This is a genomic window from Nostoc sp. (genome assembly GCF_036916655.1).
Classification (GTDB): domain Bacteria; phylum Cyanobacteriota; class Cyanobacteriia; order Cyanobacteriales; family Nostocaceae; genus Nostoc.
On sequence record NZ_JBALFY010000101.1, the window covers coordinates 64,875 to 91,051 of the forward strand.

Below are 26,177 nucleotides of genomic sequence, written 5' to 3' on the forward strand. Positions count from 1 at the left end.
ATCCTTGCTGGACTTTTGCTATCGAGCTACTAGTCTATTGAAAGTGTTCGGCATTTTTGAGACTTCGAGACAGCAAAGGCAAGTTAAGTAGGAAAAAGGACAACATCTCGAATAACCCACCATAGAGGATAAATATTCAAGACTTTGATGGACCGAAGCGCGACAAGTGCCACTGCTATGAAAGAGCCCAGCATGAAAGATCACAAACGACTTCTATTGATTGATGATGACCCTAACCTCATCTTGCTGGTGAAGGATTACTTAGAATTCCGGGGATACGAAGTCATCACCGCCGAAAATGGACGTGAAGCTCTGGAAATTTTAGAGCAAGATGTTCCAGACATGATCATCTGCGATGTGATGATGCCGGAAATGGACGGATATACTTTTGTGGAACAAGTCCGGCAAAACGAACGCACCAGCTGGATTCCGGTTCTTTTCCTTTCAGCTAAGGGACAAAGTGCAGACCGAGTTAAGGGTCTGAATAAAGGTGCTGATGTTTATATGGTCAAACCCTTTGAACCAGAAGAACTCGTAGCGCAAGTTGAATCCTCGCTGAAACAAACTATCCGTTGGAAAGAACACCAAGCAAAAGGAGGCGAAAACGGTTCCCGTATCCAGGTTCCCTTCGATGTGCAATTAACCCCAACCGAACTGAAAGTAGTTCAGTTTGTTGCTAGGGGTTTAGCTAACCGTGAAATTGCTGAAGAACTAAATGTTAGTCAGCGCACGGTTGAAAGCCATGTGTCCAATATGTTGGGCAAAACCAATCTCCACAACCGCACTGAATTAGCGCGGTGGGCGATTGAAAATCAAATGGCTTAAACAAAGTTAAGAGTTAAAAGTTAGGAGTTATGAATTATGAATTTTTTAACTTCTAACTCCTAACTCCTAACTCAATTTACCAACCATCTTCTTCAGGGCTGGATTGGTGCAAAACTTCTAAATCCAGTTCATCTAGGTAAGTTAGGGCGCTTTCAATCTGAGAAACAGTACCTCGCAGTTCCAGATCGAAGCAGCTATATTGTGGCACGTTTGCGCTTACCTGAGCATCAGCAATAATGACTGTTACTCCATAGTGAGAAACCAGTCGTGAAATGACTGGTTCCTCATGTAAGTCTTTAGGAATGCGAACCTGGATGCGAGTTTGGGTGCGTCTATTATCTAAAATATCAGTATTAGATTTTACTTGTTTATTTGGAATTGCCATTCTAGCTTCCTATTCGACTTCTTGGATAAGGGTTTAGCTTTGCACGATTTCTTTTAACACTAGCGTCACTCATCCCATGCACGCAAGCGGTAGCAAATGATTCATAATTCATCATGAAGCTTAGATGAGATGAATTATAGATTCTCATAAACAAGTGCGATCGCATCTAATGCAATACGGTTCTGTTAAGGTTTTTTGATAAAAATTATAAAGCGCAAAGATGCGATAAATTATTACAGAGACGGCGATTCATCGCGTCTCTTATCTTAATCAAATAGTATTAGCATCTAATGGATTATGTATTTATTAAAACAGAATTCAGCATTCTTCTTTAAAAACTTATAAAAAATAATTCTCCGATGAAGTCTTAATTTAAGTGTCGCTTTTATGATTAATAGCTAATGCTATTGGAATTTCAATCGCAAATTCAGTTCCATAAGCAAGTTCAGACTTTAGCTGGATATTTCCCTGATGTTTCTCAATAATTTGATGGCTAATTGCTAAACCTAATCCCGTTCCTTTGTTGATAGGTTTAGTTGTAAAGAAAGGATCAAATATCTTGCTTTGAATCTCGGAATCTATTCCATCACCGTTATCTCTAAATGTAATTATCACTGTTTGTAATTCAGTTACTTCAGTTTTAATCACTATTTGCTTTTGGATCTGATTATCTAGCTCTAGTAAAGCATCAATGCTATTACTAAGGATATTCATAAATACTTGGTTTAGTTGTGCTGGATAACATTGAACTGGTGGGAGATTTCCGTATTTTTTAATAATCTCAATTTTTGGTTGTATTCGATGATTTAAAAGTAATAAAGTACTTTCAATACCTTCATGAATATTAACAGCTTTTTTCTCTGACTGATCGAGTCGAGAAAAGTTTTTTAGGGACATCACGATGTCACGAATCCGATCGGTTCCTATCCTCATGGATGAAAGAATTTTTGGTAAATCATCACTGATGAAATCAATATTAAAGTCGCCAAATTTCTCTTCAAATAAAGAATACGAATCTGGATGTTCTTGTTGATATAGTTGGATTAAATTTAAAAGACAGTTGACATGGTTATTAAGATGATTAAAATTCCCGTGAATAAAATTAACAGGATTATTAATTTCGTGCGCTAAACCTGCAACCATCCGACCCAAGCTAGACATTTTCTCTGTCTGGATCAATTGAACTTGGGTAGTTTGTAATTCTCGTAAGGTATTTTCTAACTGTTGTGCTTGAAGTTGGGCAGTAGCAGTTGCAGTAGTGAGTGCTTTGAGGTTATTGTAGGCTTTGGAATGATAACGAATGCGGGCAATTAACTCAACTGGATCGGGTAATTTGATTAGGTAGTCATTTGCACCTTCAGCAAAAGCTTCTGCTTTTAACTTTGCTTCTTCTTTACTGGATAGCATGACGATCGGAATATCACGAGTTACTGGATGAGAGCGAAACCAACGCAGTAACATTAATCCATCGATATCTGGCATGATCATATCCAAAAAGATTACCGTTGGTTCTATGGCGATCGCATCTTGAATAGCTTTAGCTGGATTACTTGTGTAATGAAGGAAAATATCTGTTTCTGTCGTAACCATCCGACGGAAGGCTTCGCTGATAATTACCTGATCGTCAATTAGTAGAAGTCTGACTGTCAATATTTTGGCATCCAAAATAAATGGCACAGCTTGCGGGGTTTCTGGTTCACTCCACTTCGGTGATAATTTTTCTGTCTTTTGAGATATTTGTAAGAGTGCTGTTTCTTGCGGGTTCATTTAGCACCTCTAAATAGGTCTTTGTTTTCACGACTACAAACTAATAAGTTAAATGTACTAATTTGCAATTGTCGCAATTATATCTCAGTAATTCAGGATTTTGAAATACTTCGTAAAGGTGTTTTAAGCATTTGCTTTAAAGCATATATTTTGTAAAAGTATAATAAAATACTATTTGTTTAAGTATTTTGCCGTAAATTTGATACAGGTTGATGCGATCGCCTCAACTGGCAAAACCTCCACCGCAGCTTTTAATTCCACTGCCACTTTCGGCATACCATAAACAACGCAAGTTTTGCGGTCTTGGGCAATAGTGTGCCAACCTGCTTCGCGCAATCGTTTTAAGCCTTGAGCGCCATCTCGACCCATCCCCGTCAGCAATGCCCCAACCCCCTTTCCAGTCCAATTTTTAGCCACACTGTTGAAGAAAACGTCAATGGATGGATGGTAGAAATAATTTAGTGGTTCTTTGTCATAGCCAAGGGTAAGGTCGGGATGCATTACCAAATGAAGATTTGTGCCGGCAATCAGAACTTTACCGGGCTGTGGTGTAGAACCTGCGATCGCTAATTGCACAGGTAGAGGAATTTGCTCATTCAACCAGGCGGCAAAACCTTGAACAAATTCAGCATCTACATGCTGAACAACAATTACAGCCGCCGGAAAATTTTGGGGAAATTGGGAGAGAATAGTTTTCAATGCTTGGGGGCCACCAGTGGAAGCCCCGATAACAATTAGCGGTGGACGTGATTCTGGGCGATGGATAGGAAGCGATCGCCGATGTGAAGATTTGCCAATTAAACGGGCGATCGCGGCAATTTTATTTAGTAGCCCATCATCACCCAAAGCTGGCGTATTGATGGCATCTAAGGCTCCATAACCCATTGCTTCAAAAACCTTGGCTGCATAGCGATTAACGCTAGCTGTCACCATCACAATGGCGCAGGGAGATTGGCTCATGATGCGCCGTGTCGCTTCTACTCCATCCATGCTAGGCATTAGTACATCCATCAAAATCAGGTCGGGAGTATCAGCCGCACATTTGCTCACAGCTTCCGCACCATCGTAAGCAACCCACGCCAGCTTGTAACCTGGTACTTTTACCACAATACGCCGTAGTACCTCTACAGCCATGAACATATCGTTAGCGATCGCAATTCTCACAGGCCATACCATTTTGGATTTTGGATTTTGGATTGTCAAAGGTTTATTTCTCAATTTAAAGTTGACACAATAAATAGTTAAGGCAATAAACGCGATAAATCGAGAGACGCGATAAATCGCCGTCTCTACAAAAGTTTGTATTGTATATTTTTGCTCTATAATTTTAATCAAAAAAACCTTTGACCCTTACCCTTTAACTTTTTCCTAAAATCTGATTCGGAATTAAAAATGCTTAATCGAGAACTATTGAATAGTATTGTCTGAGAATAAAGATTTTTAATCCAAAATCCAAAATCTAAAATCTAAAATTTGCTTATGCTTCTCCAATTAAATCAATCACCGCCTTTAACAGAGTGTCATCATGAAAGCTGCTCTTCGTGAGGTAGTAGTCTGCACCTGCTTCTAACCCTTGCAGTCGGTCTTCTTCCCGGTCTTTGTAAGAAACGATAATCACAGGTATTTGCTTCAACTTGGCATGAGTTTTTATCTGGCTAGTGAGTTCAAAGCCGTTCATCCGAGGCATATCAATATCTGTCACCACCAAGTCATAATCGCCGCTGCGGATTGCATTCCAACCATCAATGCCATTAACTGCCACTTCAGCTTTATAACCGTTGTTTTCCAAAAGTTTGCGCTCCATTTCGCGCACAGTTATTGAATCATCCACTACTAACACTCGCTTGTAGGTTTTGGTAACTACCTGATGAGCAGACTGATTTACCTGAGAAAGTTGTCCGCTGGAAAATACCTTCGCAATGGAACGGACTAAATCTTCGACATCGATAATCAACACTGGTGAACCATCATCCATCAGGGCGGCGGCGCTAATGTTGGGGACTTTACCAAGGCGAGGATCTAGGGGGCGGACAACCAAATTGCACTCACCGAGAAACCGATCTACAACTAATCCGTAACGATTGAGGCGATCGCTAATTACAATAACTGACAGCGATTCCATATTCACCGCAGGCGAGGCTAACTCTAAAACTTGACTTGCCAAAATCAACTCCACAGGTTGATTATTTATCACGAAAAATGGGCGATTTTCCGATACAGCAATCTTAGACTTCGATAATATCAACACCTGTTCAATGCGTGTGAGTCCAAAGGCATAGGGTTCGCCAGCAATTTCCACCAACAAGGTGCGAATCACAGATAGCGTCAATGGTAACTGCAAGTGAAAGGTCATGCCTCTTCCCAACACAGAAACCGCCCGCAGCGTGCCGCCAACTTCCCGCACTGCGCTATGGGCGATATCCAGCCCCACACCTCTACCCGAAATTTCGGTGACAGTTTGGGTTGTGGAGAAACCAGGTAAAAACAGGAATTCCATCAACTCAACTTCGGTAAGTTGGGCTGCCATTTCCGGGTTTGTCAATTGTTTGCTGATGACTGCTTGGCGCAAAAACTCGATATCGATTCCCCGTCCATCATCTGCAACGGTGATAAACAGCATTCCGGCGCGATGGGTAACTTCAATACGAATAATTCCTTCTTCTGGCTTTCCTGCTGCTAAACGTTCGTGGGGTAGTTCAATGCCATGATCGATCGCATTCCGCAGGATATGAGTTAATGGAGCTTCTAGGCGTTCTAGAATATCTCGATCTACCAAAGTAGATTTCCCGACGATTTCCATTTTCACCCGTTTACTCAATTGTCTTGCTAAGTCACGTACCATCCGGGGAAATCCCTGTCCCCCATCCGCAAAGGAACACATTCGAGTAGCAATAACTTCTTGATATAGGCGCTGGGAAAGGTTAGCAGAACGCTGAGAAAATTGTTCTAGTTCGTTTTGGCGATCGCTCATCATCTGGTAACATTCGTTAGCTTTTTGATGAGTTGCACTCAAGGTTTCCTTAATTTGCCGATCCAGATGATAGTTGCCCAATAAATCCTGTAACTTCTCTAGCAGGTTAGACAATTCCCCCTGATTCTTTCTCAGCTTCAGCAAAGAGTTAGCAAATGGTTCTAATAAATTCGCTTCAACTAAAGACTCTCCTGCTAAACCCATCAAGCGATTGAGATTTTCAGTACTCATTCGCACCGCCCGATTTTGGGTGATGCCCAGTTCTTCTAATGGGGATGGGGAAATAAGGTTTGTCTGTTGGTTGTCTTCTAACTGCGCTGTTGTTATTAAGGGATGAATTTCTGTAGAGGTTGCCTCTGGAGTTAGGATATTAGCGATCGCACTCACTAACGATTGGATGCCGATATTTTCTAACATCTGCAAATTTGGGTTAGCTGTAAACGTTTCAGCTATACGCAGGAGCATATCTACCCCTTGCAACAATACATCAATGCGATCGGCAGTTAAGGTAACTTTTCCCTCTTGAGCCGCCACAAAGCAGTCTTCCATGACGTGGGCAAGGTTGACAACCGGATCGATTTGGACAATTCGCGCAGCGCCTTTGATGCAATGGGCTGCCCGCATTAAAGCTGCCAGTTCTGGTTGGGGATCGGGCTTAGTTTCCAGTGCCAACAGGCAATCATTCAATACCACAACTTGGGCTTTTACTTCCATGTTGAATAAATCAAGCAAGGAAAGATTGCTGACATCAAATTCTTCTAACATCACAGCACCTTCCTAGCTAAGGTGGTGAATAACAATTCATCATCCAAATAACTGACACTGTGCGAACACTCCATTTGCAATCCGCCAGGTTGCCAGTGAAATAATCCTTTTGTATAAGTTTGAGTCAGACTCTTAGGCGGATCTTGTAACTCATCCCGGTGAAATCGGTGTACTCCATAAAGTTCATCTACACCAAACACCCAAGTTTTATCTGCTTTTTCCAGCACCACCATGCGCGAATACACCACTGGATTGAGCGTTTGTACTGCTGTATCGGCAGCTTCGAGATTCAACAAATCGCTCAAAGAGATACACAATCGCAATTCGCCTCGGATACTTACCAATCCCCGTAAGATTTGGTTGCTGCGATGCGGTATGGTATGAACCACACTCGCAGGAGAAATTTCTTTGAAGATTTGGGCAGAAAGTGCCAGCCATTCCCGTTGCAGACGAAAAATCACAACCGTCATTTGAGTTGTGCGTAAAGCATGGGATATCTGGGAATTTTCATTAGTTCTAGATTTAGCCAGTAACTCAGTCCACTGATGGCGATAATCTTCAGGTATGGAGCGCTCTAGCAAATAGCGTCCAGCAGTAGAGTAAACGGGACAATTGCGGCAATGGGTATAGGTGGCTAATTGGGGACAGGAGCGATCGCCCTCAATGCCGATAAAATTCCAACAACGTTCAATATTTAAGGGAGTAGCGGGGTTCATAAGGGCTGCTCAAGAGAGTTGGTGAATTAGGGGTATAACGTCTTCTGTTTTCACCTGAAAGCGGGCAATCTCTTGACGCAATCCCTGCGCCACTTGGTTAAGTTGGGCTATGGCATGATTAATTTCCCGCAAGGAATCCGCACTTTGCACAGAGGTACTGCTTAACTGCACCATCGCCTCACTAATTTGTTGCGCTCCCACAGATTGGGTTTCCATACCCTGGTTGACAAACTCAAATCGCGGATTCAGGTCTTGCACTTGCTGGATAATTTGCCCAACCTGTGTATTGATGCTGCCAACATCTTCTATACTCCGCCCTACTTCTGCGGCAAACTTGTCCATCTCCATCACACCTGTAGAGACTGAAGATTGCATCTGCTTCACCATCTGCTCAATGTCGAGGGTAGCAACGGCGGTTTGATCTGCTAATCGGCGAATTTCTCTAGCAACGACAGCAAAGCCCAAGCCATACTCGCCAGCTTTTTCGGCTTCGATCGCCGCATTTAAAGATAGCAGATTCGTTTGATCTGCCACCTTGGTAATTGTGACGACGATACTATTAATGCTATTTGCTTTTTCGCTAATTACTCCCAATCGAGCTGCGATCGCATTAGTGGCTTCTGCTAACTGCCGCATAGTGGTTTCCATCCGCACTATGTCTTTTTGACTATCATTTGCTGCTGTCGTCGTGATTTGGGAAATGGTTGCAACTTGTTCCATTGCACTTACCAATTCCCTAGAGGTGGCGGAAATTTCCTTGCTAGCAGCAGTTACCTCATTAGTAGAAGCTATCTGCTCGGTGAGCGTTGCTTCCAATTGTTTACCCGAAGCTGCTATTTGAGTAGCTGAGGTAGTTACTTGAATCCCTGAATGCTGTACTTGACGAATCAAAGTATTGAGACTCTGAGTCATAGTTTGGAAAGCAGTTAAAAGTCTATTCATTTCATCTTTGCTGTTGGGATCAGCCTTGACCTGAGTTGTTAAGTTCCCCGTGGAAATTTGCTCTGCAAGCCCAACCACACCCATAATCTGACTAATAATCTGCGATGCAACTTGCCTTGCGATTACAATCCCCAAAATAATTGCAGTTGTGGGGCCAATGAAAATTCCTACACAAATCCAGAAAATGCTGCGAGCTACATTTTGTTCGACTTCTTTTTGTAAATCTGATATGTAACCTTCATTAAGTTTTAAAAGTTTGCCTGCTTGCTCGTCAGTTATTTTAAATAACGGCTCCTCCTTATTTGCGCCTTCAGAATCCATGCGATTACGTAATTCAATTGCCATTTGAATTGTGGCGAAATCCGATGATTTCTCTTTTCCTTGACGCATTAATATAATTTGTTTTTTCCAAGGATTGCGAGCATTAAGTTGATTGAACTGTTGCTCAATATCTAACAATTTCTCATGGGCTTGCTTCCAGACATCCAGTTGATCTTTAAGTAAGTCATACTCTTTTTTTTCTTGTTCGGTTAATGGCGTTGCTTCGTACTGTTTAATCCCTTCGTTAATCTGTTTCCAAGCATCCTGAATTTGAGCTATCGCACCCTGTCTTTCAGTCACAGTGACTTCAGGATCAAATAGTAACCGTTCTGCCGATTGGATTTGTGTCTGACCTTCGTTAATCTTCCATATCCCGGATAAACTGGGGATGTTATCCTTCACTAGTATGTTAATGTACTGATTTAACTCGTTGGTGGTGAACCATCCCAGCAAGGCCATTATGAGTACAATCAGTCCCATGAATAAAAATGAACTGATTAACCGTGTTTGCAAGGTCATGTTCTTGAACATTTGGATATCCTATTGTTCCTATGCTGTTGGAAAATGCGTTCAGTTCTTAAAATTCCCAAATCACAAACAAGATGAACAGTCTGTATTTTTATTTTTAAACAAATTATTAAGTAGCTAGCCTTAGTTCAGAGACTAGCTTTTTCTTCTGATGTGAAAGTGTTAAGTGCTGAGTAAGAAGTTTGAGTATCTGAGGTGGATGAATCCCAATACTGCGTAGGTTTTGAATATAGCGGTTCTTAGTTGAGTCCTAATACAGACCTAACCCCCAGCTCCTTCCCTACAAGGCTACGGTGTACATACAAGTCTCTTGATCTGCACCTTTGATTCATCTCCCTACACCTTTGTTGCATCGGCAAGCTTAAAATGTTGCAATAAATTTTCTTGTGGGGTGGACAAGATGTCCACCCCGGACGGGCGAGACGCCCATCCCACAAGAGTTAGATAAGCTAAAACACATTTAATTTGCATATTAAAATTTTCTCAGTGTCTTGTGGATGGGCATCTTGCCCGCCCTGATTATGCAACTTTAATGCTTATTTAATCGGTGAATTCGTTGCCAGAGAAGATTAGCACTATCCGCATTTCCTTGATGTTCTTTGAGTAATGCCAGATGAGTCAGCGCCTCTTGGTGAGTCGGTTGTAAATAAATTGCTTTTTGAAAAGATTGTGCCGCCCGTTCATTTTGTGCCATCGCTTGCTGCACCTGACCTAGTAAAAGATATGCTTCAGTACTCACCTGATTTTGGTTGAGATAATCGTTGCATAATTTAACCGCCTCATCCAATCGACCTTCATCGGCTAAAGCTCTAGCTGTTTCTAACAAATTTACTTTTAGTTCTATTGGCAATATCGGATTCTGAGAAGCAACATTTAACCTCTCTTGGGCGACAAACTTGGAACGGTTTTTTTTCGGTAGCTGTCGCTTGTTGAGAACATCTATATTTTTGCCTATGAAACCTTGTCTCTGAGGATTTGGATGATGATTTTTGCGAACATTTTCGCCCCCTGTGGACTTTCGATGAGCAACTACTGAATCTTGACGAACTGAGATCAATTGAGTTTTAAACAATAACCAAGCTTCAGCGTGTCCCACAAATAGCAAGCCTTCTGGCCTTAGTAACCTTTCTAGGACTTGAATCGTGCGCTCTTTTGTTGTCACATCGAAGTAAATCAACAGGTTACGGCAAAAGACTACATCATAAAGCGGCGTGTCAGCAAGAAAAGCCGGATCTGCCAAGTTGCCATTAATAAAATTCACCATACTTTTCACCTGTTCGCACAGGTGATATCCTACCTCTGTTGCCTGAAAATAGCGCTCTTGAAACGATTGGCTATTGCCGCGAAACGAGTATTGACTGTAGATTGCTCGTTGGGCTTTTGACAGGCACTTGTTGCTAACATCAACAGCATCGATGTGAATGTTTGTCGGATTTAATCCTGCTTCCAAAAGAGCGATCGCAATGGAATATGGTTCCTCACCTGTTGCACAGGGTACACTCAAAACCCGCAACACACCTTGGGGATTTTTTGGCAACCATTCAGATAATACGTAATGCTTCAGAAATGCAAAAGATTCTGGTTCTCGAAAAAACCAAGTTTCTGGAACAATTACAGTGTCAATCAGTGCTTCCCATTCTTGGGTAGATACCTGTAACTTCCCCAGATAGTGAGCAATATCCGTTATACCGCAATCTGCCATGCGTTGATAAATTGCACTTGCGATCGCATCAGCACCAATAGAATTTGCATCCAAACCAATCTTGCTTTTTAGTAAAGCTTCAATAACAGATTGTGCCATTTATAGAATCTTCAGACCAATCTAAAATCTAGTATTGTGATGACTTTGTGGCAAGAGATTGACTTGCTGCGCTTCTGACAACAAGTACTCAATGCGAAGACACTGAATCATCCCTTGGTCATCAACAATCATTTTGCCCAAATATGGCGCTGTATCTATCTGGATATTGGGATTAACAAATTCAGACTCAGACTGATGTAATGTTTCTACAACTTGTTCTGTCATCAAACCCAAAATATAGGGAGCCTGAAGTTCTGCATTATTACTCCCCCAATAATTGACTAATACAATCCTAGTACTAAGGTACTCACTGGAAGGTTTACCACGCATCAACTGACATAAATCGATTACTGGTACAATGCGTCCCCGATAATTAAAAACACCAGCGATATGCTCAGGCTGGTGAGGCAAAGTTTTGAGTACAACAAGTGATATTACTTCTATAACCTGTCGGCTTTCTATGGCATATCGCTCATTCCCGATGTTGAGAAGTAACATTAGCATTAACTTACATCTCCAGTGCTAGCTTTGGTATTCCTTGTAGGCTATGCAAGGAAACCCAAGACTAACAAATTTAATTTTCATCAGCAATACATGATACCCATCCTTTAAAGCTGCCATGTATGACAACATCTGTAAATTCATTGCCGAAAACTTCAAAGATGACTTGGCAACTTGGTTACTAGGTTCACCGATTAAATTAACAGAACTTAGCCCGACTGAATTATCAAGCGAACCAATTCGCGCCGATTCGTTAATATTATTGCAATCTGATGATTTAGTTCTACATACCGAATTTCAAACCGACCCTGATGAAGATATTCCCTTTCGGATGTTAGATTATCGAGTTAGGGTTTATCGCCGCTTTCCTAACAAAGAAATGCGTCAAATAGTAATCTATTTGAGAAAAACCAGTTCAGAATTAGTCAGTGAAAACACTTTTAGATTAAACAACACTTACCATCAGTTTGAGGTAATACGCCTGTGGGAACAACCAACAGAGAGGTTTATGAGCATTCCAGGGTTATTACCCTTTGCCGTGCTAAGTCAGACAAACGATCCTACAATGGTATTAACCCAAGTAGCCAAAGCGGTTGAAGCGATTAGCGATCACCAGCTACAAAGAAATATAGCTGCTGCCAGTGGCATTTTAGCAGGTCTGGTATTAAAGAAGGATGTAATTAAGAAGATTTTCAGGAGTGAGATTATGCGCGAATCAGTCATTTATCAAGAAATCCTAGAAGAAGGTGAAGCCAAAGGCGAAGCCAAAGGTAAAGCAGAAACAACAAGAAAGTTGGCTTTAAATTTGTTGCGAATTGGCATGAGTTTAGAGCGAATTGCTCAAGTTACTGAATTATCTCTTGAGCAAGTTCAAGTTTTACAAGAGGAGATTCAAAATCCTTAATTTTAATTAATCGCTTTAGAAAATACGTGGCTATACAAGCAAAACCCGCATTCGCGGGTTTCAAAGTTTTTATTAGTACATTCAAACGGGCTTGTTTTGTATAGACACGATTTCTAATCGCCTGGATTTCAAATTCTCAAACTAAAACTCAGCACTTTGTGGTGTACGCGGAAAGGGAATCACATCACGAATATTTCCCATACCAGTTATAAATTGCACGAGTCTTTCAAAACCTAACCCAAAACCCGCGTGTGGAACAGTACCGTAACGACGCAAATCTAGATACCACCACAAGTCTTCTGGGTTTAATCCTTGCGCTAATACACGGCGTTCTAATACTTCTAAACGTTCTTCGCGCTGGGAACCGCCGACAATTTCGCCAATTTTCGGTGCGAGAATATCCATTGCGCGGACGGTTTTTTCATCGTCATTCAAGCGCATATAAAATGCTTTGATTTGCGCTGGATAATCTGTAACAATTACTGGCTTTTTAAACTGTTGTTCAGCTAGGTAGCGTTCGTGTTCTGATTGTAAATCTAAACCCCAACTCACTGAATATTCAAATTTAACATCAGCTTTTTCTAAGAGTGCGATCGCTTCTGTATAAGTTAAGCGTTCAAACTGATTATTAATAATATTCTCGGCTGTTGCCAACACAGATTTATCAATGCGTTCATTGAAAAATTCCATATCTTCTGGGCAAGTTTCCAACACATATTTAAAAATGTGTTTGAGAAATGCCTCAGCTAAATCCATATCGCCTTCTAAGTCACAAAAAGCCATTTCTGGCTCAACCATCCAAAATTCTGCTAAGTGGCGCGAGGTGTTGGAGTTTTCTGCACGAAAGGTAGGGCCAAAGGTGTAGACGTTACTAAACGCCATCGCCATCACTTCCGCTTCCAACTGGCCGCTAACTGTTAAATATGTGGGTTTAGCAAAAAAATCTTGGCTGTAATCTACTGCTTGGTTTTCTGTGCGGGGAATATTCTTTAAATCTAAACTGGTAACGCTAAACAGTTCACCCGCGCCTTCGCAATCACTAGCGGTGATGATGGGTGTGTGTACCCACAAAAAGCCTCTTTCTTGGAAAAATTGATGAATTGCTGCCGAACAAGCATTCCTGACGCGGAAAACTGCACCAAACGAATTGGTACGCGATCGCAAATGTCCAATGGTTCGCAGAAACTCAAAGGAATGGCGTTTCTTTTGCAGGGGATATGTATCGGGATCAGCTTCGCCGTAAACTTTCACTGTGTCGGCTTTCAATTCAATTCGCTGTCCTTTCCCAAGGGAAGCCACTAGTACCCCTGTCGCTTCTACAGCAGCACCCGTATTCAATTTTTTCAAAATAGCTTCGTAATCCGGCAAATCCTGATTGATGACGACTTGCAAATTCGCTAGTGATGAGCCGTCATTGACTTCAATAAAAGCAAATCCTTTGGACTCGCGCTTCGTCCGCACCCAGCCTTGCACTTGGAGGGATTCATCAGGTTGGCCACTTCGCAATATTTCTGCAATCCGTCGATTTACCATATTTATCCAGCATAAGACTTTAATATCCAGCCTATGATAACGCCCATTCCACCAAAGCGGACGACTTGCCAGAAAGGTTTTTTGAGGCTACGCCAAGAAAATAACTGGCTTTCTAAGTTTAGTTCTAGCTTTTCCAACTGCTGTTGAATGTGCCGTAACTCTGCTTTGATTTCTGGTGTCTGAGATTTATTGTGCTTTAGTTGATCTCGTCGCTGTTGCCATTGTGCCTGTTGTTGGCGATCGCGTTGCACTTGATCGTAACGTTCTCTTAAGGATAGGAGCGATCGCTCTACTTCCTCTAATTCTTGTTCAAAATCTGGTTCTGGATTTTCTGCTGATGGCTGTGATTGTTTTGGCGGCTTCATTTACAAGTAGTAAAGTAGAAGTAAATGCAAATGTGCCAATAGTTATGTCCCAATCTACCCAGCTGCCGAAAACCAGTCAACTGAATGAACTTAGTACTCTGGAACTAGCTCAAGCCCTCATGGAAAGACTGAGCATTTCCCCTAACGATTGGCATCGCCTCAAGTCTAACCGCAATTCTCGCGCTAATGAACAAGTGGCAGCAGCTATTGTGTATCTTTTAAAGAATCAGCCACAAGAAGCTCAAGCGAGATTAGAACAGGCAATTGGTTGGTTAGATCGCTCCATTTCTGCCCCTCCCTGTCCAACTCACGGTAAGTAGGGAATGGGGAATGGGGAATAGGGAATAGTTAGTAAGAAACAACTAATCAATAACTTTCCCCACTCCCCTCTTATCGCCGCAGAGATAGTCCCCGGCGATTTTCCATTTGTTTACAAAGCCTCAATTCTGTGCCTTTGCGGTTCCACTGCACCTGATCAAAAATTTGATGCAGAAGACATAAACCACGACCATTTTCTGACTCATCTGGTGGAAGATAGTCTGTTGGTTCTTCATTAGTAGTAGATGAAGGAGTAAAACCACTGCCCTGGTCTGAGATTATCCACCAATATTGATTATCTATTACGGAAAAACGAACTACAACTGTTTTACTTGGATCGAGATTATTGCCATGTTTAGCTGCATTGACTAGGGCTTCTTGAAGTCCTAGCCGCAGTTCTGCTTGTAATTTTGCTGGAATTTCTGCCAACAATAAATCTAATATGGGACAAAGATAGAGGGTTGAGGCAAAACTAATAGTGCCCCAATAACGTCCAACTGGACGGAGTGAAATAGTAATCACAAGAGAAACCCCATAGCTTTCAGTTAGCTAGACATCAGTTTGCTATTACAGTCACCCTGATAAAACTTGAGGTGGTCATGCTGCCTTCAAACTTGCGTCTTTAAAACTAAATTTTGAAAATGCTAGGGAGCATTGGCTTTATAACTATGAGTTGGGATTGTTTAGATATATATCGGCCAGAATCACTTTGATAATGATGTCAGCATATTAAGAAGATGCTGCTAATTTGAGAGAGTATTGGGATACTCTAGTTATTTGCCGATTTATGATTCATACAATCCACTTCATATTTTTAATAACCTATGCAACTTGAATTTATTTAAACAAAATGATTTTTTATTTTTGCCTTAATTCAATTTTAGCATCTTTAGTATGCACTAGACTAAAAATTTCAAATTTCAGTTTTTGTAAAGGAATTACCATCCTTGTTCAAATGTGACAGCACAAGAAAGGCAGCAGCTTCAACATGAGTAGTTTGAGGGAAAAAATCAGCAGGTTGTACCCGTGTGATGGTATATAGCCCATCTTGGCAAAGCAATTTCAGGTCGCGGGCGAGGGTAGCTACTTTACAGCTGACGTAAACGATCCGAGATGGTTTCAATTGCCGTAAAGTGTCGATGACTGCGCGATCGCACCCCTTACGTGGCGGATCGAGTATTACTACTTCTGGTATTGTGCCCATCTTTGGCAGCAATTTCTCTACTGCCCCAACTTGGAATGTCACATTATCAATTCCGTTGCGGTGGGCGTTCAAAATAGCTTGTTCTACTGCTGCTGCTTGCACTTCTAATCCTGTAGCAACACGTACTTTTTTGGCGAGGGGTAAAGTTAAAGTCCCAATACCACAGTAGGCATCAATTAGCAACTCATGCCCTTGAAGATTGAGTTCTGATTGAATTACCTGCAATAGTGCCTCTGCTGTTTCTGTATACACTTGGAAAAATGTATCTGGGCGTACTTGAAATTCCAGTCCAGCAAAATTTTCATGCAGGTGGGGGACTCCAGCAATACAACGGGTTTCTGATCCAAAGATAGCATTTGTGCGATCGCCATTGCGATTTAGCGACACTCCCACTAACTGCGGATAGCGCTTTAACCATTCCTGGGCTTGGGTTTCAATTCCTGATAAATTCCAGTCCTTTACTACCAAAGTCAGCAACATTTCTCCAGTGTGTCGGCCAATGCGTAAACCGAGATGGCGAATTTTTCCTTGGTGGCGCTGTTCATCGTAAATTTGCCAGCCTTGCTGTTGAATATCCTGCTTAACTTCGGCAAGTAAGGGATTTAATCGCGTGTCTTGGACTGGACATTGATTTAAGTTAATTAATTGGTGACTACCTTTTTGATAGTAACCAGCCTGTACCTGTCCTGTTGCCGATAGCGAGAGAGGATATGTAGATTTGTTACGGTAGCCGAAAGCAGAAGGGGCAGCGAGTACCGGATCTACTGGTGGTTGGATAAAGCCGCCAATGCGCTCCAAAGCTTGGGTAACTTGATTTTGCTTGGCTACTAGCTGGTAATCATAACTAATATGCTGCCACTGGCAACCACCGCACTTGTCCGCCACAATACAACTGGGTCGAATCCGGTGGGGTGATGGTGACAATAGCTTTTGGAGCTTACCGTGGGCGTATTTAGGTTTAACATGTACTAGACGGACGATAGCGCGATCGCCTGGGACGGTATCTGGGACAAACACTACACGCTCATCAGCGCGTCCCACACCATCGCCTGTATCACTCAGATTAGCGATCGTCACTTCAATTAATTCACCCTGTTGCCAAATTATTTTAGTCATTAGTCATTAGTCATTGGTCATTAGTCATTAGTCATTTGTTATGGGGCTTGGAGCATTGGGCATTGTCTTCTTCATTTCCCCCAGTCCCCAATCCCCAGTCCCCAATCCCCAATCCCCAGTCCCCACTCTCCCCAAACAGATAAATTCAATACATAAGTAACTCCGATCCCTTCACTTGTGTACCTCCAACTCGGTAAACTAACAGATAATATTTCAGGTGATTTCAATAATCATGACTGTAATTAGCCAAGTTATTCTCAAAGCCGACGACGAACTGCGTTATCCCAGCAGTGGTGAACTTAAAAATATCAAAGACTTTTTGCAAACCGGCGTACAACGGACACGGATTGCAGCTACTTTGGGTGAAAACGAAAAGAAGATAGTTCAGGAAGCAACCAAACAACTTTGGCAGAAGCGCCCTGACTTTATCTCCCCCGGAGGTAATGCTTACGGAGAACGCCAACGTTCTCTATGTATCCGTGACTTTGGCTGGTACTTACGCCTAATTACCTATGGCGTGCTTGCCGGTGACAAAGAGCCAATTGAAAAAATCGGTTTGATTGGTGTGCGGGAAATGTACAATTCATTGGGCGTTCCCGTGCCTGGAATGGTAGAAGCGATCGCTTCCCTCAAAACAGCTTCTCTTAGCTTACTGAGTACGGAAGACGCTGCCGAAGCAGCACCTTACTTTGATTACATCATTCAAGCTTTGTCGTAATACAAAGTGTGTGGGAATTGTAGGAGTATACTTTCGGTCTACTTAGGCATAAGATACCCAATTTGATCATACCTTCCCCACATTTGTTAGTGGCTGTGGCAAAACCTTTGTCAAGTTACGAACCAGTTGTGGGGAAATTTTATAGATATGGGCATTGGGCACGGGGCATTTCACTGATGACAAATGACAAATGACCAATGACCAATGACAAATACAAAAAACCGACAGTCCTTGAGTAAGGCTGTCGGTAATTAAGTGTGTTCCCTATTAATGACTCGGCTAGAGTTCAGTTGTCATTAATTATGCCTAGTTAGCGAGCGCAGAGAGACGATCCTAATCATCGATATGTGTGATTCTCGTCACTTGATTGTTACATCTAAACTGCATATACCCGAATAATCTCTGAGTGACACTAGATTTATGCAAGTTTTGGGGCTAGAAATTTCACTGAGATGAAAAAATCAAGTTATCTTTAAAAACTAAAGCATTTGGTGTACAATTACCATTCGTCTTGTGTATCTCATTATCGGTATAATTCTGTTGAGCGTATTCTGAAGTTGTCCTACTCCTCCATCCAAGAAACAAATTTACTTATAAAAAAAGCTACTTAACTAAATTCTGCCAATACTTACCAGGATGGAGATACAAGAATTTCGTTAGGTTTAATAAAAAACGATCGCCTCAACACAAACCTATTTTTCAGATGAATTATGGAAAATCTGGCTGCGCTATTATCTGATTACGAAGCCATTCGGTAAATTCGTCTCGTCCCAACTCACCAGATGCAACTTGTAAAATTACCTGCTCTTGTTTGTCCACCGTTGCGTTAATCTCAAAACTATTCAACACTAGAAATACTTCCATCGCAGCGTGACCAACACGTTTATTACCATCGATGAAAGGATGATTTTTAATCAGGGAAAAACCAAGGGTAGAAGCCTTCTCAGCTATTTTAGGGTAAAGTTCCTCACCAGCAAAAGTCATTTGTGGTTGAGCGATCGCTGATTCCAATCCACCCATATTGGAAACGCCAGCCGATCCACCTGACTGCTCAACTATGCGATGATAGAGTTCCAAGACCTTTTCTAAGGTGAGATAGCGGATCACGCCAACCGCTTGTAAAGTTCAGTGTTTTTCTTGAGTACGTAATTCATCGCACCTTTGAAAGATGCGTTTGGTTTATCTAGTATTTCTTCAATACCCATTAGCACTAATTCTTCTATTGATATACCAAGGTTATTGGCGGTTTCTTGCAGCTTCAACAAACGCTCATCAGGAACTTGAATGGTAATGCTGTTCATGGTAAAATAAACCGCTTGAAGATAGCATTACTTTAGCATTGGAACTTATATTCAGAAAAGAGCGATCGCGTCCAAACTCTTAAGAAGAATTATCTGTATTTCTAGAACTGCACCTACAGGGCAAGTAAATCGATAGAATAATGCTCTGTCCCCCCAAAGTGCATTACTTCCATGACTGCAACCTCAAAACCAGCCTTTTCCCCCCAAGAAATTGCTGCTGAAGGTCTTAAACCAGAAGAATACGCAGAAATTGTCCGTCGGCTAGGCCGTCATCCCAACAAAGCTGAATTAGGAATGTTTGGTGTGATGTGGTCAGAGCATTGCTGTTACAAAAATTCTCGACCTCTACTCAAACAATTTCCCACCGATGGCCCCCGCATCCTCGTGGGGCCTGGTGAAAATGCTGGTGTTGTAGACTTGGGTGATGGACTCCAACTAGCTTTTAAGATTGAATCTCACAACCACCCCTCAGCAGTAGAACCATTTCAAGGTGCAGCAACGGGTGTAGGAGGCATTCTCAGAGATATCTTTACAATGGGTGCGCGTCCCATTGCTCTATTAAATTCGCTGCGCTTTGGCTCTCTAGAAGATGCCAAAACTCAAAGGCTCTTCCAAGGCGTAGTGGCAGGAATTTCTCATTATGGTAATTGTGTGGGAGTACCCACCGTTGGCGGTGAAGTTTACTTTGACTCTGCTTACTCTGGTAATCCTCTAGTGAACGTTATGGCACTAGGGTTGATGGAAACAGCAGAAATCGTCAAATCTGGAGCATCTGGATTAGGCAACCCCGTGCTATATGTTGGTTCTACCACTGGGCGCGATGGTATGGGAGGCGCAAGTTTTGCTAGTGCAGAATTGAGCGATCAATCCATAGACGATCGCCCTGCGGTGCAAGTGGGCGATCCCTTTTTGGAAAAGTCTTTAATTGAAGCTTGTCTGGAGGCGTTTAAGACAGGTGCAGTTGTCGCCGCCCAAGATATGGGAGCAGCGGGAATCACCTGTTCTACCTCAGAGATGGCAGCAAAAGGCGGTGTGGGAATTGAACTAGATTTAGATAAGATTCCCGTCAGAGAAAGTGGGATGGTTCCTTATGAATATCTACTTTCGGAATCTCAAGAACGAATGTTGTTTGTTGCTCATAAAGGGCGTGAGCAAGAATTAATCGACATTTTCCACCGTTGGGGACTTCAAGCCGTTGTGGCTGGGACAGTCATCGCTGAACCGATTGTGCGGATTCTCTTTCAGGGTGAAGTAGCAGCAGAAATTCCCGCAGAGGCTTTGGCAGAGAATACCCCACTATATCACCGAGAGTTATTGACAGAACCACCAGAATATGCACGCAAAGCTTGGGAATGGACTGCTGATTCCCTACCTGCTTCCACAACTGCTGGAATAGAACTCCAAGGATACCTGCAAAGCTGGAATGATATTCTCTTAACTTTGCTCGATACACCCACGATCGCTTCTAAAAATTGGGTATATCGTCAGTATGACCATCAAGTACAAAATAATACGGTAACACTGCCAGGTGGTGCAGATGCGGCTGTTATCCGTTTACGCCCTCTTGAAGAAATCCCCAATCTAAAATCCCAAAATCTAAAATCAGGAGTGGCGGCCACAGTAGATTGTAATCCTCGTTATGTTTATCTTGACCCTTACGAAGGAGCTAAGGCAGTGGTGGCAGAAGCAGCCCGCAATCTTAGCTGTGTGGGTGCTGAACCTCTAGCGGTGACGGATAATCTGAATTTTGGCTCTCCAGAAAAACCCATTGGTTACTGGCAATTAGCAGAAGCTTGTCGCGGTTTGGCGGAAGGTTGCCGAGAATTGGCCACACCAGTCACAGGTGGAAATGTCTCTTTGTACAACGAAACCTTTGATTCTCAAGGCATTCCACAACCCATTTATCCCACTCCTGTTGTCGGTATGGTGGGCTTGATTCCTGATATAACCAAAATTTGTGGACAAGGTTGGCAAGCAGCCGGCGATGTGATTTATCTGCTCGGATTGCCTCTCACATCTAAACTCAGTTTGGGAGCATCTGAATATTTAGCCACTATCTACAATACTGTTGCTGGAAAACCACCAAGGGTAGATTTTGACTTAGAACGCCGCGTCCAGAAAGTTTGTCGTGAAGGAATTCGTAATGGTTGGGTACGTTCAGCCCACGATTCTGCTGAGGGAGGAGTGGCGATCGCTATAGCCGAAAGTTGTCTTGCTGGGAACCTTGGGGCTGAAATCAATTTAGAAATAGCATCAACGCAATTAAATCGCTGGGATGAAGTGCTGTTTGCCGAAGGTGGTGCCAGGATTTTAGTTTCTGTTGCATCAGCACAGCAAGAAATTTGGGAATCATATTTACAGGAACATCTAGGTCAAAATTGGCAAACACTAGGTACTGTTGGCAATTTGGAAACGGGTTTGGGGGTTTTCACCACTGATAACCAAACCTTAATCAAAGTTAGTATCGAAGATATGAGTGATCGCTATTCCCATGCGATCGCCAGACGTATCGCCGTCCACACCACTACCCCCGAAGAAGTTAGGAGTTGAAAGTGAGGAGTTAGGAATAAAAAACATAACTCCTGACTCTTTTGTTAACTCTTGAACATAATTACGGTACTGTTTTAATGGATGGTTAAAGATTTATTAAGAACTCTACCACCATCGATATAATCCCAGTGACCGACTACCGATTTTGAATTTTAGATTTTGGATTAGGGGCGTTGTTTCTAGTTCCTGTCTTGCTCTTACTAGGCGAAACAAATCTAAAATAGCCATTCTCAAATCCCAAGCCGCATCCTTACTACGGTGCGATCAATTCAAAAGACGCTCTCTACGAGACGCTGCGCGAACGCGGACTCGCTAATACTCCGCCATCGCCAATCTCAAATCCCAAATTGATTGACCCCCACCAGGAGCAAAGCTAGCATGATTTCTATTCATTCTGTCACTTCGGATGAATACCCCGACCCAACCAACAACCCAATCAATAGTCATGAAAATCAGCCTGACAAGCCCGAAGAAGCTTGTGGTGTTTTTGGCATCTACGCCCCAGGAGAAAACGTTGCTAAACTGACCTACTTTGGATTGTATGCCCTTCAGCATCGGGGTCAAGAATCAGCTGGTATTGCTACCTTTGAGGGTACACAAGTACATCTCCACAAGGATATGGGCTTGGTGTCTCAAGTTTTCAATGAATCTGTCTTGGATCAATTGCTCGGTAGCCTTGCTGTTGGTCACACTCGTTATTCGACTACAGGTTCTAGTCGCAGAGTCAATGCCCAGCCGGCAGTGCTAGAAACCCGTTTAGGTTCATTAGCCCTTGCACATAACGGTAATTTAGTCAATACTGTGCAACTACGTCAAGAGTTGCTTGAGAATAAATGTAACTTAGTCACCACAACAGACTCAGAAATGATCGCTTTTGCGATCGCCGAAGCCATTAATGCGGGCGCAGATTGGCTAGAAGGTGCTATTCAGGCATTTAATCGTTGCCAGGGAGCCTTTAGTTTAGTTATTGGCACTCCCGTCGGCGTTATGGGTGTCCGCGATCCTAATGGCATTCGCCCCCTGGTAATCGGGACTTTGGCTGGTAATCCAGTTCGTTACGTTTTGGCTTCCGAGACTTGTGGTTTAGACATTATTGGAGCCGAATACCTGCGAGATGTAGAACCAGGAGAATTAGTTTGGATTACTGAAGAAGGTTTGGCTTCTTATCATTGGAGTCAAAAATCTGAGCGGAAATTGTGTATCTTCGAGATGATTTACTTTGCCCGCCCTGATAGCGTCATGCACAACGAGAGTTTGTACAGCTATCGAATGCGATTAGGACACCAGCTAGCTAAAGAATCTTTTGTAGATGCCGATATTGTCTTTGGTGTTCCTGATTCTGGTATACCTGCTGCGATCGGATTTTCCCAAGCGTCTGGTGTCGCTTACGGCGAAGGACTGATTAAAAATCGCTATGTTGGGCGAACCTTCATTCAACCAACCCAAACCATGCGGGAATCGGGTCTGCGGATGAAACTCAACCCCCTCAAAGATGTGCTAGCAGGTAAACGAGTAATCATCGTAGATGACTCGATTGTGCGGGGTACTACTAGCCGTAAACTAGTCAAAACCTTGCGTGACGCGGGTGCAATCGAAGTACACATGCGAATTTCTTCTCCACCTGTAACTCATCCCTGCTTCTATGGCATCGATACCGATTCTCAGGATCAGCTAATTGCTGCTACCAAATCAGTAGCGGAAATTGCCAAGCAACTGGAAGTAGATAGCCTCGCCTATCTGAGTTGGGAGGGAATGTTAGAAGCGACACGAGAAGACACTAATAGTTTCTGTTCTGCTTGTTTCACTGGAGATTACCCCGTGGCGATTCCCGATCAAGTGAAGCGTTCTAAGCTGATTTTAGAAAAGGTAGTGGTGTAGGGATTGGGGGATTAGAGACATGAGAAGCAATACCCAGTCCCCAGTCCCCAGTTCCTAATCCCCAGACTTAATCTGGGGATGATTCTAATTTTTCTGGCTTGAGTAAGGGGAAGGCGATCGCATCCCGAATACTGGCACAATCAGTTAATAACATCACCAAGCGATCAATCCCAATCCCTAAACCACCTGTAGGCGGCATCCCATATTCCAAAGCTGTCAGAAAGTCTTCATCTACACCTTGGGCTTCTAAGTCACCGGCAGCTTTCCGTGCCGCTTGTGCTTCAAAGCGTTCTCTTTGATCGATCGGATCGGTAAGTTCTGAGAAGCTATTCCCAGTTTCTCGCCCGACTATAAATAACTCAAATCGTTCTACCAAACCAGGTTGAGAACGGTGGGGTTTTGCTAGGGGCGAAATTTCTACAGGGTAATCAATTACAAAGGTAGGTTGAATTAAATTAGTTTCTACCTTCTCTTCAAAGGCTAAATTTAGTAACTTACCAATTGATTGGGCTTCATCGATACCAGGAATACCAGCATTTTTACTTGCTGTTTTGGCATCTTCCAAAGTTTGGAACGAATTAAAATCCAAACCTGTAAATTCTTTAACTAAATCGTGCATTGTCACCCGCCGCCAAGGTGGTGTTAAATTTATAGGTTCCCCTTGGTAGGTGATTTCTAATGTGCCGAGTACCTCTTGGGCGACAGTGGTAACAATCCCTTCAGTCAGCGCCATCATATCGTTGTAGTCGGCGTAGGCTTGGTAAACTTCAATCGTCGTAAATTCGGGATTGTGTCGAGTTGAAATTCCCTCATTGCGGAAAACTCGCCCCAATTCAAACACCTTTTCAAAACCACCCACAATCAACCGTTTGAGATGGAGTTCTGTGGCAATTCGCAGATACAATTCCATTTCTAAAGTGTTGTGGTAAGTGATAAATGGACGCGCATCTGCACCTCCAGTCTCACTTTGCAAAACTGGCGTTTCAATTTCTAGAAAATCTCGCTGTTCCAAATAACGGCGAATACCAGCAGTAATTTGAGCGCGACGGCGGAAAGTTTGTCGCACTTCTGGGTTTACAATCAAGTCAACGTAACGCTGACGGTAGCGCTTGGCAACATCCGTTAATCCATGCCACTTGTCGGGTAGGGGCAGCAGAGATTTAGTGAGGATAGTATATTGTTTAACGTAGACAGATAACTCGCCCTTTTCAGTCCGTTTAATAGTACCTTTGGCTCCCAGGATGTCGCCTGCATCTGTAAGTTGTTTTAAGTGATTGAAGGCATCGGCATCAATATCTGCCATACCTTCTTGGATGCGATTTTTATCTAGATAAAGCTGAATTGTGCCGGTTTCGTCTTGCAAAGTGAAGAAAGCCAATTTACCAAAAACGCGACGCGCCATAATGCGTCCAGCTATGGAAACTTCTAAATCAACTTCTTCACCATTGGCTAAATCGGCAAATTGTTCTTGCAACTGTGCTGCATGATGGGTAGATTCCCAACGATATGCATAAGGGTTAGTCCCTAGCTGCTTTAGCTGTTCTACTTTCTCCAGCCTCGCGGCTCGGATATCTTCTTCCGACATGGTAACGAACTAAATAGGGCAAGATTAATTATAGATGCTGCAAAAGTTGGCAGTAAAAGATATTTGTCTTTGAGGGCGCGTGCGTAGGCGTAGCCTGCCGGAAGCATCGCTACAGGAGAATATACAATGACACAAACTAGCCGACACAAACTAGCCTTAGTTCGGGTGCAAAATCCCATTCAGTTGAGCCAATACTCCGAACCTGAGCCAGATATCGCTGTTGTCTGCATCGATTTGCGAAAGTATATTGCGATCGCCATCCCGCACCCAATAAAATCTTTTTATTAACTTTCCTTGCGTATTTGTCAAGATTTTGAGATATTAAATTGAAAAATCAATTCAGATAGAAACTTATGACAACCGAGCAAGAGCTTCAATCTCTTTTTAATTCCTTAGATGGCGATCGAGACGGCAAAATCTCCATTAACGATCTTTTTTTAAGTCCTGGCTTAAGTGCAATCATCTCATCAGAAACAAATACCACTAGTCCCCAAGAGTTATTAGTACAGTATGATTCGGACAAAGACGGTAGTATTACCTTTGAAGAGTTAAAGGAAGCAGTTGAGAAAGCAAATAATTTAAACTAACAGTCAAAAAATCAACGCCACACTCACCCCAAAATCCCTCTCTAGGCAACTATTGAGGGATTTGCCTTTATTTGCCCCTTAGTGACACTTTGCTATCCTCTTGATAAAATTGGGATGAGACAGGTAAAATAAAAACTGCTTGCGATCGCTTATTTTAAGCCTTTAATCCTTTCCTAGTTTTAGCAGATGTCTAGATGAAATAGCCTTCATTTTCAAGTTAGTAAATTGCACGATCGCTTTTACTAAATCTTGCTGATCTGGTTGCAAATTTATTTTTTCTAGCGCTTGCTTGATATTATTACCAGCTCGGAGATTGTGATTAAGTTGATCACGCTGAGATGACTTTAATACTGCTGCAATTTCTCTGTTTCTTCTCTGACGCACAGCCTGAAGTTCTTGCCGTTGTAAAGGAGTCAGGTTAATCTCCGACGAGGTGGAATAGCTCGCAGTTTTAGTAGTTTGGGCGAAAATAATACCAGAAGTCGTATTGATTTGAACGGGTGCAGCGAAGGCAATTCCCGGCATGAAGAGGACAAGAGCAAGAATATTAGCGAACACAGATAGCCGTTTTGTCAAGTAAATTGCCATATTGAGAA

At 42.6% G+C, this 26,177-nt stretch carries 24 protein-coding genes; 8 read left to right on the forward strand and 16 right to left on the reverse strand.

Annotation, left to right across the window (positions count from 1 at the left end):
* Positions 1-147 precede the first annotated feature (147 nt).
* The gene (locus V7L31_RS27625; RefSeq protein WP_012407592.1) at positions 148-825 is read left to right on the forward strand and encodes a response regulator transcription factor; all 678 of its coding nucleotides are present in this window, start codon (positions 148-150) and stop codon (positions 823-825) included.
* A 76-nt stretch (positions 826-901) separates the two neighbouring features.
* Here V7L31_RS27625 and V7L31_RS27630 read toward each other — a convergent pair whose 3' ends face one another.
* From V7L31_RS27630 to V7L31_RS27665, 8 genes are all read right to left on the reverse strand, one after another.
* Positions 902-1,210 carry an NIL domain-containing protein gene (locus tag V7L31_RS27630; RefSeq protein WP_334699203.1) on the reverse strand — a complete coding sequence of 103 codons (309 nt, stop codon included), beginning with the start codon at positions 1,208-1,210 and terminating at the stop codon, positions 902-904.
* 372 nt (positions 1,211-1,582) lie between these two features.
* Positions 1,583-2,977: an ATP-binding protein gene (locus tag V7L31_RS27635; protein WP_334699204.1), complete on the reverse strand. Its 1,395-nt coding sequence runs from the start codon at positions 2,975-2,977 to the stop codon at positions 1,583-1,585.
* 171 nt (positions 2,978-3,148) lie between these two features.
* Entirely contained in the window at positions 3,149-4,180 is a 1,032-nt protein-coding gene (locus V7L31_RS27640; protein WP_334699205.1) for a chemotaxis response regulator protein-glutamate methylesterase, read from the reverse strand.
* A 274-nt stretch (positions 4,181-4,454) separates the two neighbouring features.
* Complete coding sequence (locus V7L31_RS27645; RefSeq protein ID WP_334699206.1) at positions 4,455-6,713, reverse strand: hybrid sensor histidine kinase/response regulator; 2,259 nt, start codon at positions 6,711-6,713, stop codon at positions 4,455-4,457.
* A complete protein-coding gene (locus tag V7L31_RS27650; protein WP_334699207.1) occupies positions 6,713-7,429 on the reverse strand; it encodes a chemotaxis protein CheW in 717 nt (238 codons plus the stop codon). Before V7L31_RS27650 ends, V7L31_RS27645 begins: the two co-directional genes overlap by 1 nt.
* A gap of 9 nt (positions 7,430-7,438) precedes the next feature.
* Positions 7,439-9,223, reverse strand: a complete 1,785-nt coding sequence (locus V7L31_RS27655) for a methyl-accepting chemotaxis protein (protein ID WP_334699208.1) — start codon at positions 9,221-9,223, stop codon at positions 7,439-7,441.
* A gap of 526 nt (positions 9,224-9,749) precedes the next feature.
* Positions 9,750-11,021 (reverse strand): CheR family methyltransferase, encoded by a 1,272-nt coding sequence (locus V7L31_RS27660; protein ID WP_334699209.1) that lies wholly within the window; start codon positions 11,019-11,021, stop codon positions 9,750-9,752.
* 21 nt (positions 11,022-11,042) lie between these two features.
* Entirely contained in the window at positions 11,043-11,525 is a 483-nt protein-coding gene (locus V7L31_RS27665; RefSeq protein WP_334699210.1) for a chemotaxis protein CheW, read from the reverse strand.
* 115 nt (positions 11,526-11,640) lie between these two features.
* Between V7L31_RS27665 and V7L31_RS27670 the strand changes: the two genes are divergently transcribed.
* Entirely contained in the window at positions 11,641-12,426 is a 786-nt protein-coding gene (locus tag V7L31_RS27670) for an Rpn family recombination-promoting nuclease/putative transposase (RefSeq protein WP_334699211.1), read from the forward strand.
* 141 nt (positions 12,427-12,567) lie between these two features.
* Here the strand turns inward: V7L31_RS27670 and asnS are convergent, their stop codons facing one another.
* Both asnS and V7L31_RS27680 read right to left on the reverse strand, forming a co-directional pair.
* A complete protein-coding gene (asnS, locus tag V7L31_RS27675; RefSeq protein ID WP_334699212.1) occupies positions 12,568-13,959 on the reverse strand; it encodes an asparagine--tRNA ligase in 1,392 nt (463 codons plus the stop codon).
* Between the two features lie 2 nt (positions 13,960-13,961).
* On the reverse strand, positions 13,962-14,324 hold the full coding sequence (locus V7L31_RS27680; protein ID WP_334699213.1) for a hypothetical protein: 363 nt from the start codon (positions 14,322-14,324) through the stop codon (positions 13,962-13,964).
* A 44-nt stretch (positions 14,325-14,368) separates the two neighbouring features.
* Between V7L31_RS27680 and V7L31_RS27685 the strand changes: the two genes are divergently transcribed.
* The gene (locus V7L31_RS27685; RefSeq protein ID WP_041565907.1) at positions 14,369-14,644 is read left to right on the forward strand and encodes a DUF6439 family protein; all 276 of its coding nucleotides are present in this window, start codon (positions 14,369-14,371) and stop codon (positions 14,642-14,644) included.
* 70 nt (positions 14,645-14,714) lie between these two features.
* Here the strand turns inward: V7L31_RS27685 and V7L31_RS27690 are convergent, their stop codons facing one another.
* Positions 14,715-15,164, reverse strand: coding sequence for an ATP-binding protein (locus tag V7L31_RS27690; RefSeq protein WP_179068619.1), 450 nt, complete (start codon positions 15,162-15,164; stop codon positions 14,715-14,717).
* A gap of 391 nt (positions 15,165-15,555) precedes the next feature.
* Positions 15,556-16,962 carry a 23S rRNA (uracil(1939)-C(5))-methyltransferase RlmD gene (gene rlmD / locus V7L31_RS27695; protein ID WP_334699214.1) on the reverse strand — a complete coding sequence of 469 codons (1,407 nt, stop codon included), beginning with the start codon at positions 16,960-16,962 and terminating at the stop codon, positions 15,556-15,558.
* A 232-nt stretch (positions 16,963-17,194) separates the two neighbouring features.
* Here rlmD and V7L31_RS27700 point away from each other — a divergent pair, with 232 nt between their 5' ends.
* Positions 17,195-17,680, forward strand: a complete 486-nt coding sequence (locus V7L31_RS27700) for an allophycocyanin subunit alpha-B (protein WP_179068617.1) — start codon at positions 17,195-17,197, stop codon at positions 17,678-17,680.
* Between the two features lie 708 nt (positions 17,681-18,388).
* Here V7L31_RS27700 and V7L31_RS27705 read toward each other — a convergent pair.
* Together V7L31_RS27705 and V7L31_RS27710 are read right to left on the reverse strand one after the other, a co-directional pair.
* Complete coding sequence (locus V7L31_RS27705) at positions 18,389-18,787, reverse strand: type II toxin-antitoxin system death-on-curing family toxin (protein WP_334699215.1); 399 nt, start codon at positions 18,785-18,787, stop codon at positions 18,389-18,391.
* Positions 18,784-18,981 (reverse strand): DNA-binding protein, encoded by a 198-nt coding sequence (locus V7L31_RS27710; protein WP_334699216.1) that lies wholly within the window; start codon positions 18,979-18,981, stop codon positions 18,784-18,786. Before V7L31_RS27710 ends, V7L31_RS27705 begins: the two co-directional genes overlap by 4 nt.
* Before the next feature lie 171 nt (positions 18,982-19,152).
* Here V7L31_RS27710 and purL point away from each other — a divergent pair, with 171 nt between their 5' ends.
* Together purL and purF are read left to right on the forward strand one after the other, a co-directional pair.
* The gene (purL, locus tag V7L31_RS27715; protein ID WP_334699217.1) at positions 19,153-21,531 is read left to right on the forward strand and encodes a phosphoribosylformylglycinamidine synthase subunit PurL; all 2,379 of its coding nucleotides are present in this window, start codon (positions 19,153-19,155) and stop codon (positions 21,529-21,531) included.
* Between the two features lie 378 nt (positions 21,532-21,909).
* Entirely contained in the window at positions 21,910-23,409 is a 1,500-nt protein-coding gene (purF, locus tag V7L31_RS27720) for an amidophosphoribosyltransferase (RefSeq protein ID WP_334699218.1), read from the forward strand.
* Between the two features lie 67 nt (positions 23,410-23,476).
* Here purF and lysS read toward each other — a convergent pair whose 3' ends face one another.
* Complete coding sequence (lysS, locus tag V7L31_RS27725; RefSeq protein WP_334699219.1) at positions 23,477-24,994, reverse strand: lysine--tRNA ligase; 1,518 nt, start codon at positions 24,992-24,994, stop codon at positions 23,477-23,479.
* A 126-nt stretch (positions 24,995-25,120) separates the two neighbouring features.
* On the opposite strand from lysS, the gene V7L31_RS27730 reads away from it, so the two are divergent.
* Together V7L31_RS27730 and V7L31_RS27735 are read left to right on the forward strand one after the other, a co-directional pair.
* Positions 25,121-25,282, forward strand: a complete 162-nt coding sequence (locus V7L31_RS27730) for a hypothetical protein (protein WP_334699220.1) — start codon at positions 25,121-25,123, stop codon at positions 25,280-25,282.
* Between the two features lie 65 nt (positions 25,283-25,347).
* Positions 25,348-25,581: an EF-hand domain-containing protein gene (locus tag V7L31_RS27735; RefSeq protein ID WP_094348581.1), complete on the forward strand. Its 234-nt coding sequence runs from the start codon at positions 25,348-25,350 to the stop codon at positions 25,579-25,581.
* 162 nt (positions 25,582-25,743) lie between these two features.
* Here the strand turns inward: V7L31_RS27735 and V7L31_RS27740 are convergent, their stop codons facing one another.
* Positions 25,744-26,169: a hypothetical protein gene (locus V7L31_RS27740; protein ID WP_334699221.1), complete on the reverse strand. Its 426-nt coding sequence runs from the start codon at positions 26,167-26,169 to the stop codon at positions 25,744-25,746.
* Positions 26,170-26,177 lie beyond the last annotated feature (8 nt).

Bases quoted from the DNA above. Each gene is read 5' to 3' on its own strand.
- V7L31_RS27740 (WP_334699221.1), bottom strand. From the start codon at position 26,169: ATGGCAATTTACTTGACAAAACGGCTATCTGTGTTCGCTAATATTCTT.
- V7L31_RS27655 (WP_334699208.1), bottom strand. From the start codon at position 9,223: ATGTTCAAGAACATGACCTTGCAAACACGGTTAATCAGTTCATTTTTA.
- V7L31_RS27625 (WP_012407592.1), top strand. From the start codon at position 148: ATGGACCGAAGCGCGACAAGTGCCACTGCTATGAAAGAGCCCAGCATG.
- lysS (WP_334699219.1), bottom strand. From the start codon at position 24,994: ATGTCGGAAGAAGATATCCGAGCCGCGAGGCTGGAGAAAGTAGAACAG.
- V7L31_RS27635 (WP_334699204.1), bottom strand. From the start codon at position 2,977: ATGAACCCGCAAGAAACAGCACTCTTACAAATATCTCAAAAGACAGAA.
- V7L31_RS27670 (WP_334699211.1), top strand. From the start codon at position 11,641: ATGTATGACAACATCTGTAAATTCATTGCCGAAAACTTCAAAGATGAC.
- V7L31_RS27650 (WP_334699207.1), bottom strand. From the start codon at position 7,429: ATGAACCCCGCTACTCCCTTAAATATTGAACGTTGTTGGAATTTTATC.
- V7L31_RS27645 (WP_334699206.1), bottom strand. From the start codon at position 6,713: ATGTTAGAAGAATTTGATGTCAGCAATCTTTCCTTGCTTGATTTATTC.
- V7L31_RS27700 (WP_179068617.1), top strand. From the start codon at position 17,195: ATGACTGTAATTAGCCAAGTTATTCTCAAAGCCGACGACGAACTGCGT.
- purL (WP_334699217.1), top strand. From the start codon at position 19,153: ATGACTGCAACCTCAAAACCAGCCTTTTCCCCCCAAGAAATTGCTGCT.
- V7L31_RS27665 (WP_334699210.1), bottom strand. From the start codon at position 11,525: ATGCTAATGTTACTTCTCAACATCGGGAATGAGCGATATGCCATAGAA.
- purF (WP_334699218.1), top strand. From the start codon at position 21,910: ATGATTTCTATTCATTCTGTCACTTCGGATGAATACCCCGACCCAACC.
- V7L31_RS27730 (WP_334699220.1), top strand. From the start codon at position 25,121: ATGACACAAACTAGCCGACACAAACTAGCCTTAGTTCGGGTGCAAAAT.
- asnS (WP_334699212.1), bottom strand. From the start codon at position 13,959: ATGGTAAATCGACGGATTGCAGAAATATTGCGAAGTGGCCAACCTGAT.
- V7L31_RS27685 (WP_041565907.1), top strand. From the start codon at position 14,369: ATGTCCCAATCTACCCAGCTGCCGAAAACCAGTCAACTGAATGAACTT.
- V7L31_RS27735 (WP_094348581.1), top strand. From the start codon at position 25,348: ATGACAACCGAGCAAGAGCTTCAATCTCTTTTTAATTCCTTAGATGGC.
- rlmD (WP_334699214.1), bottom strand. From the start codon at position 16,962: ATGACTAAAATAATTTGGCAACAGGGTGAATTAATTGAAGTGACGATC.
- V7L31_RS27680 (WP_334699213.1), bottom strand. From the start codon at position 14,324: ATGAAGCCGCCAAAACAATCACAGCCATCAGCAGAAAATCCAGAACCA.
- V7L31_RS27660 (WP_334699209.1), bottom strand. From the start codon at position 11,021: ATGGCACAATCTGTTATTGAAGCTTTACTAAAAAGCAAGATTGGTTTG.
- V7L31_RS27630 (WP_334699203.1), bottom strand. From the start codon at position 1,210: ATGGCAATTCCAAATAAACAAGTAAAATCTAATACTGATATTTTAGAT.
- V7L31_RS27710 (WP_334699216.1), bottom strand. From the start codon at position 18,981: ATGAACAGCATTACCATTCAAGTTCCTGATGAGCGTTTGTTGAAGCTG.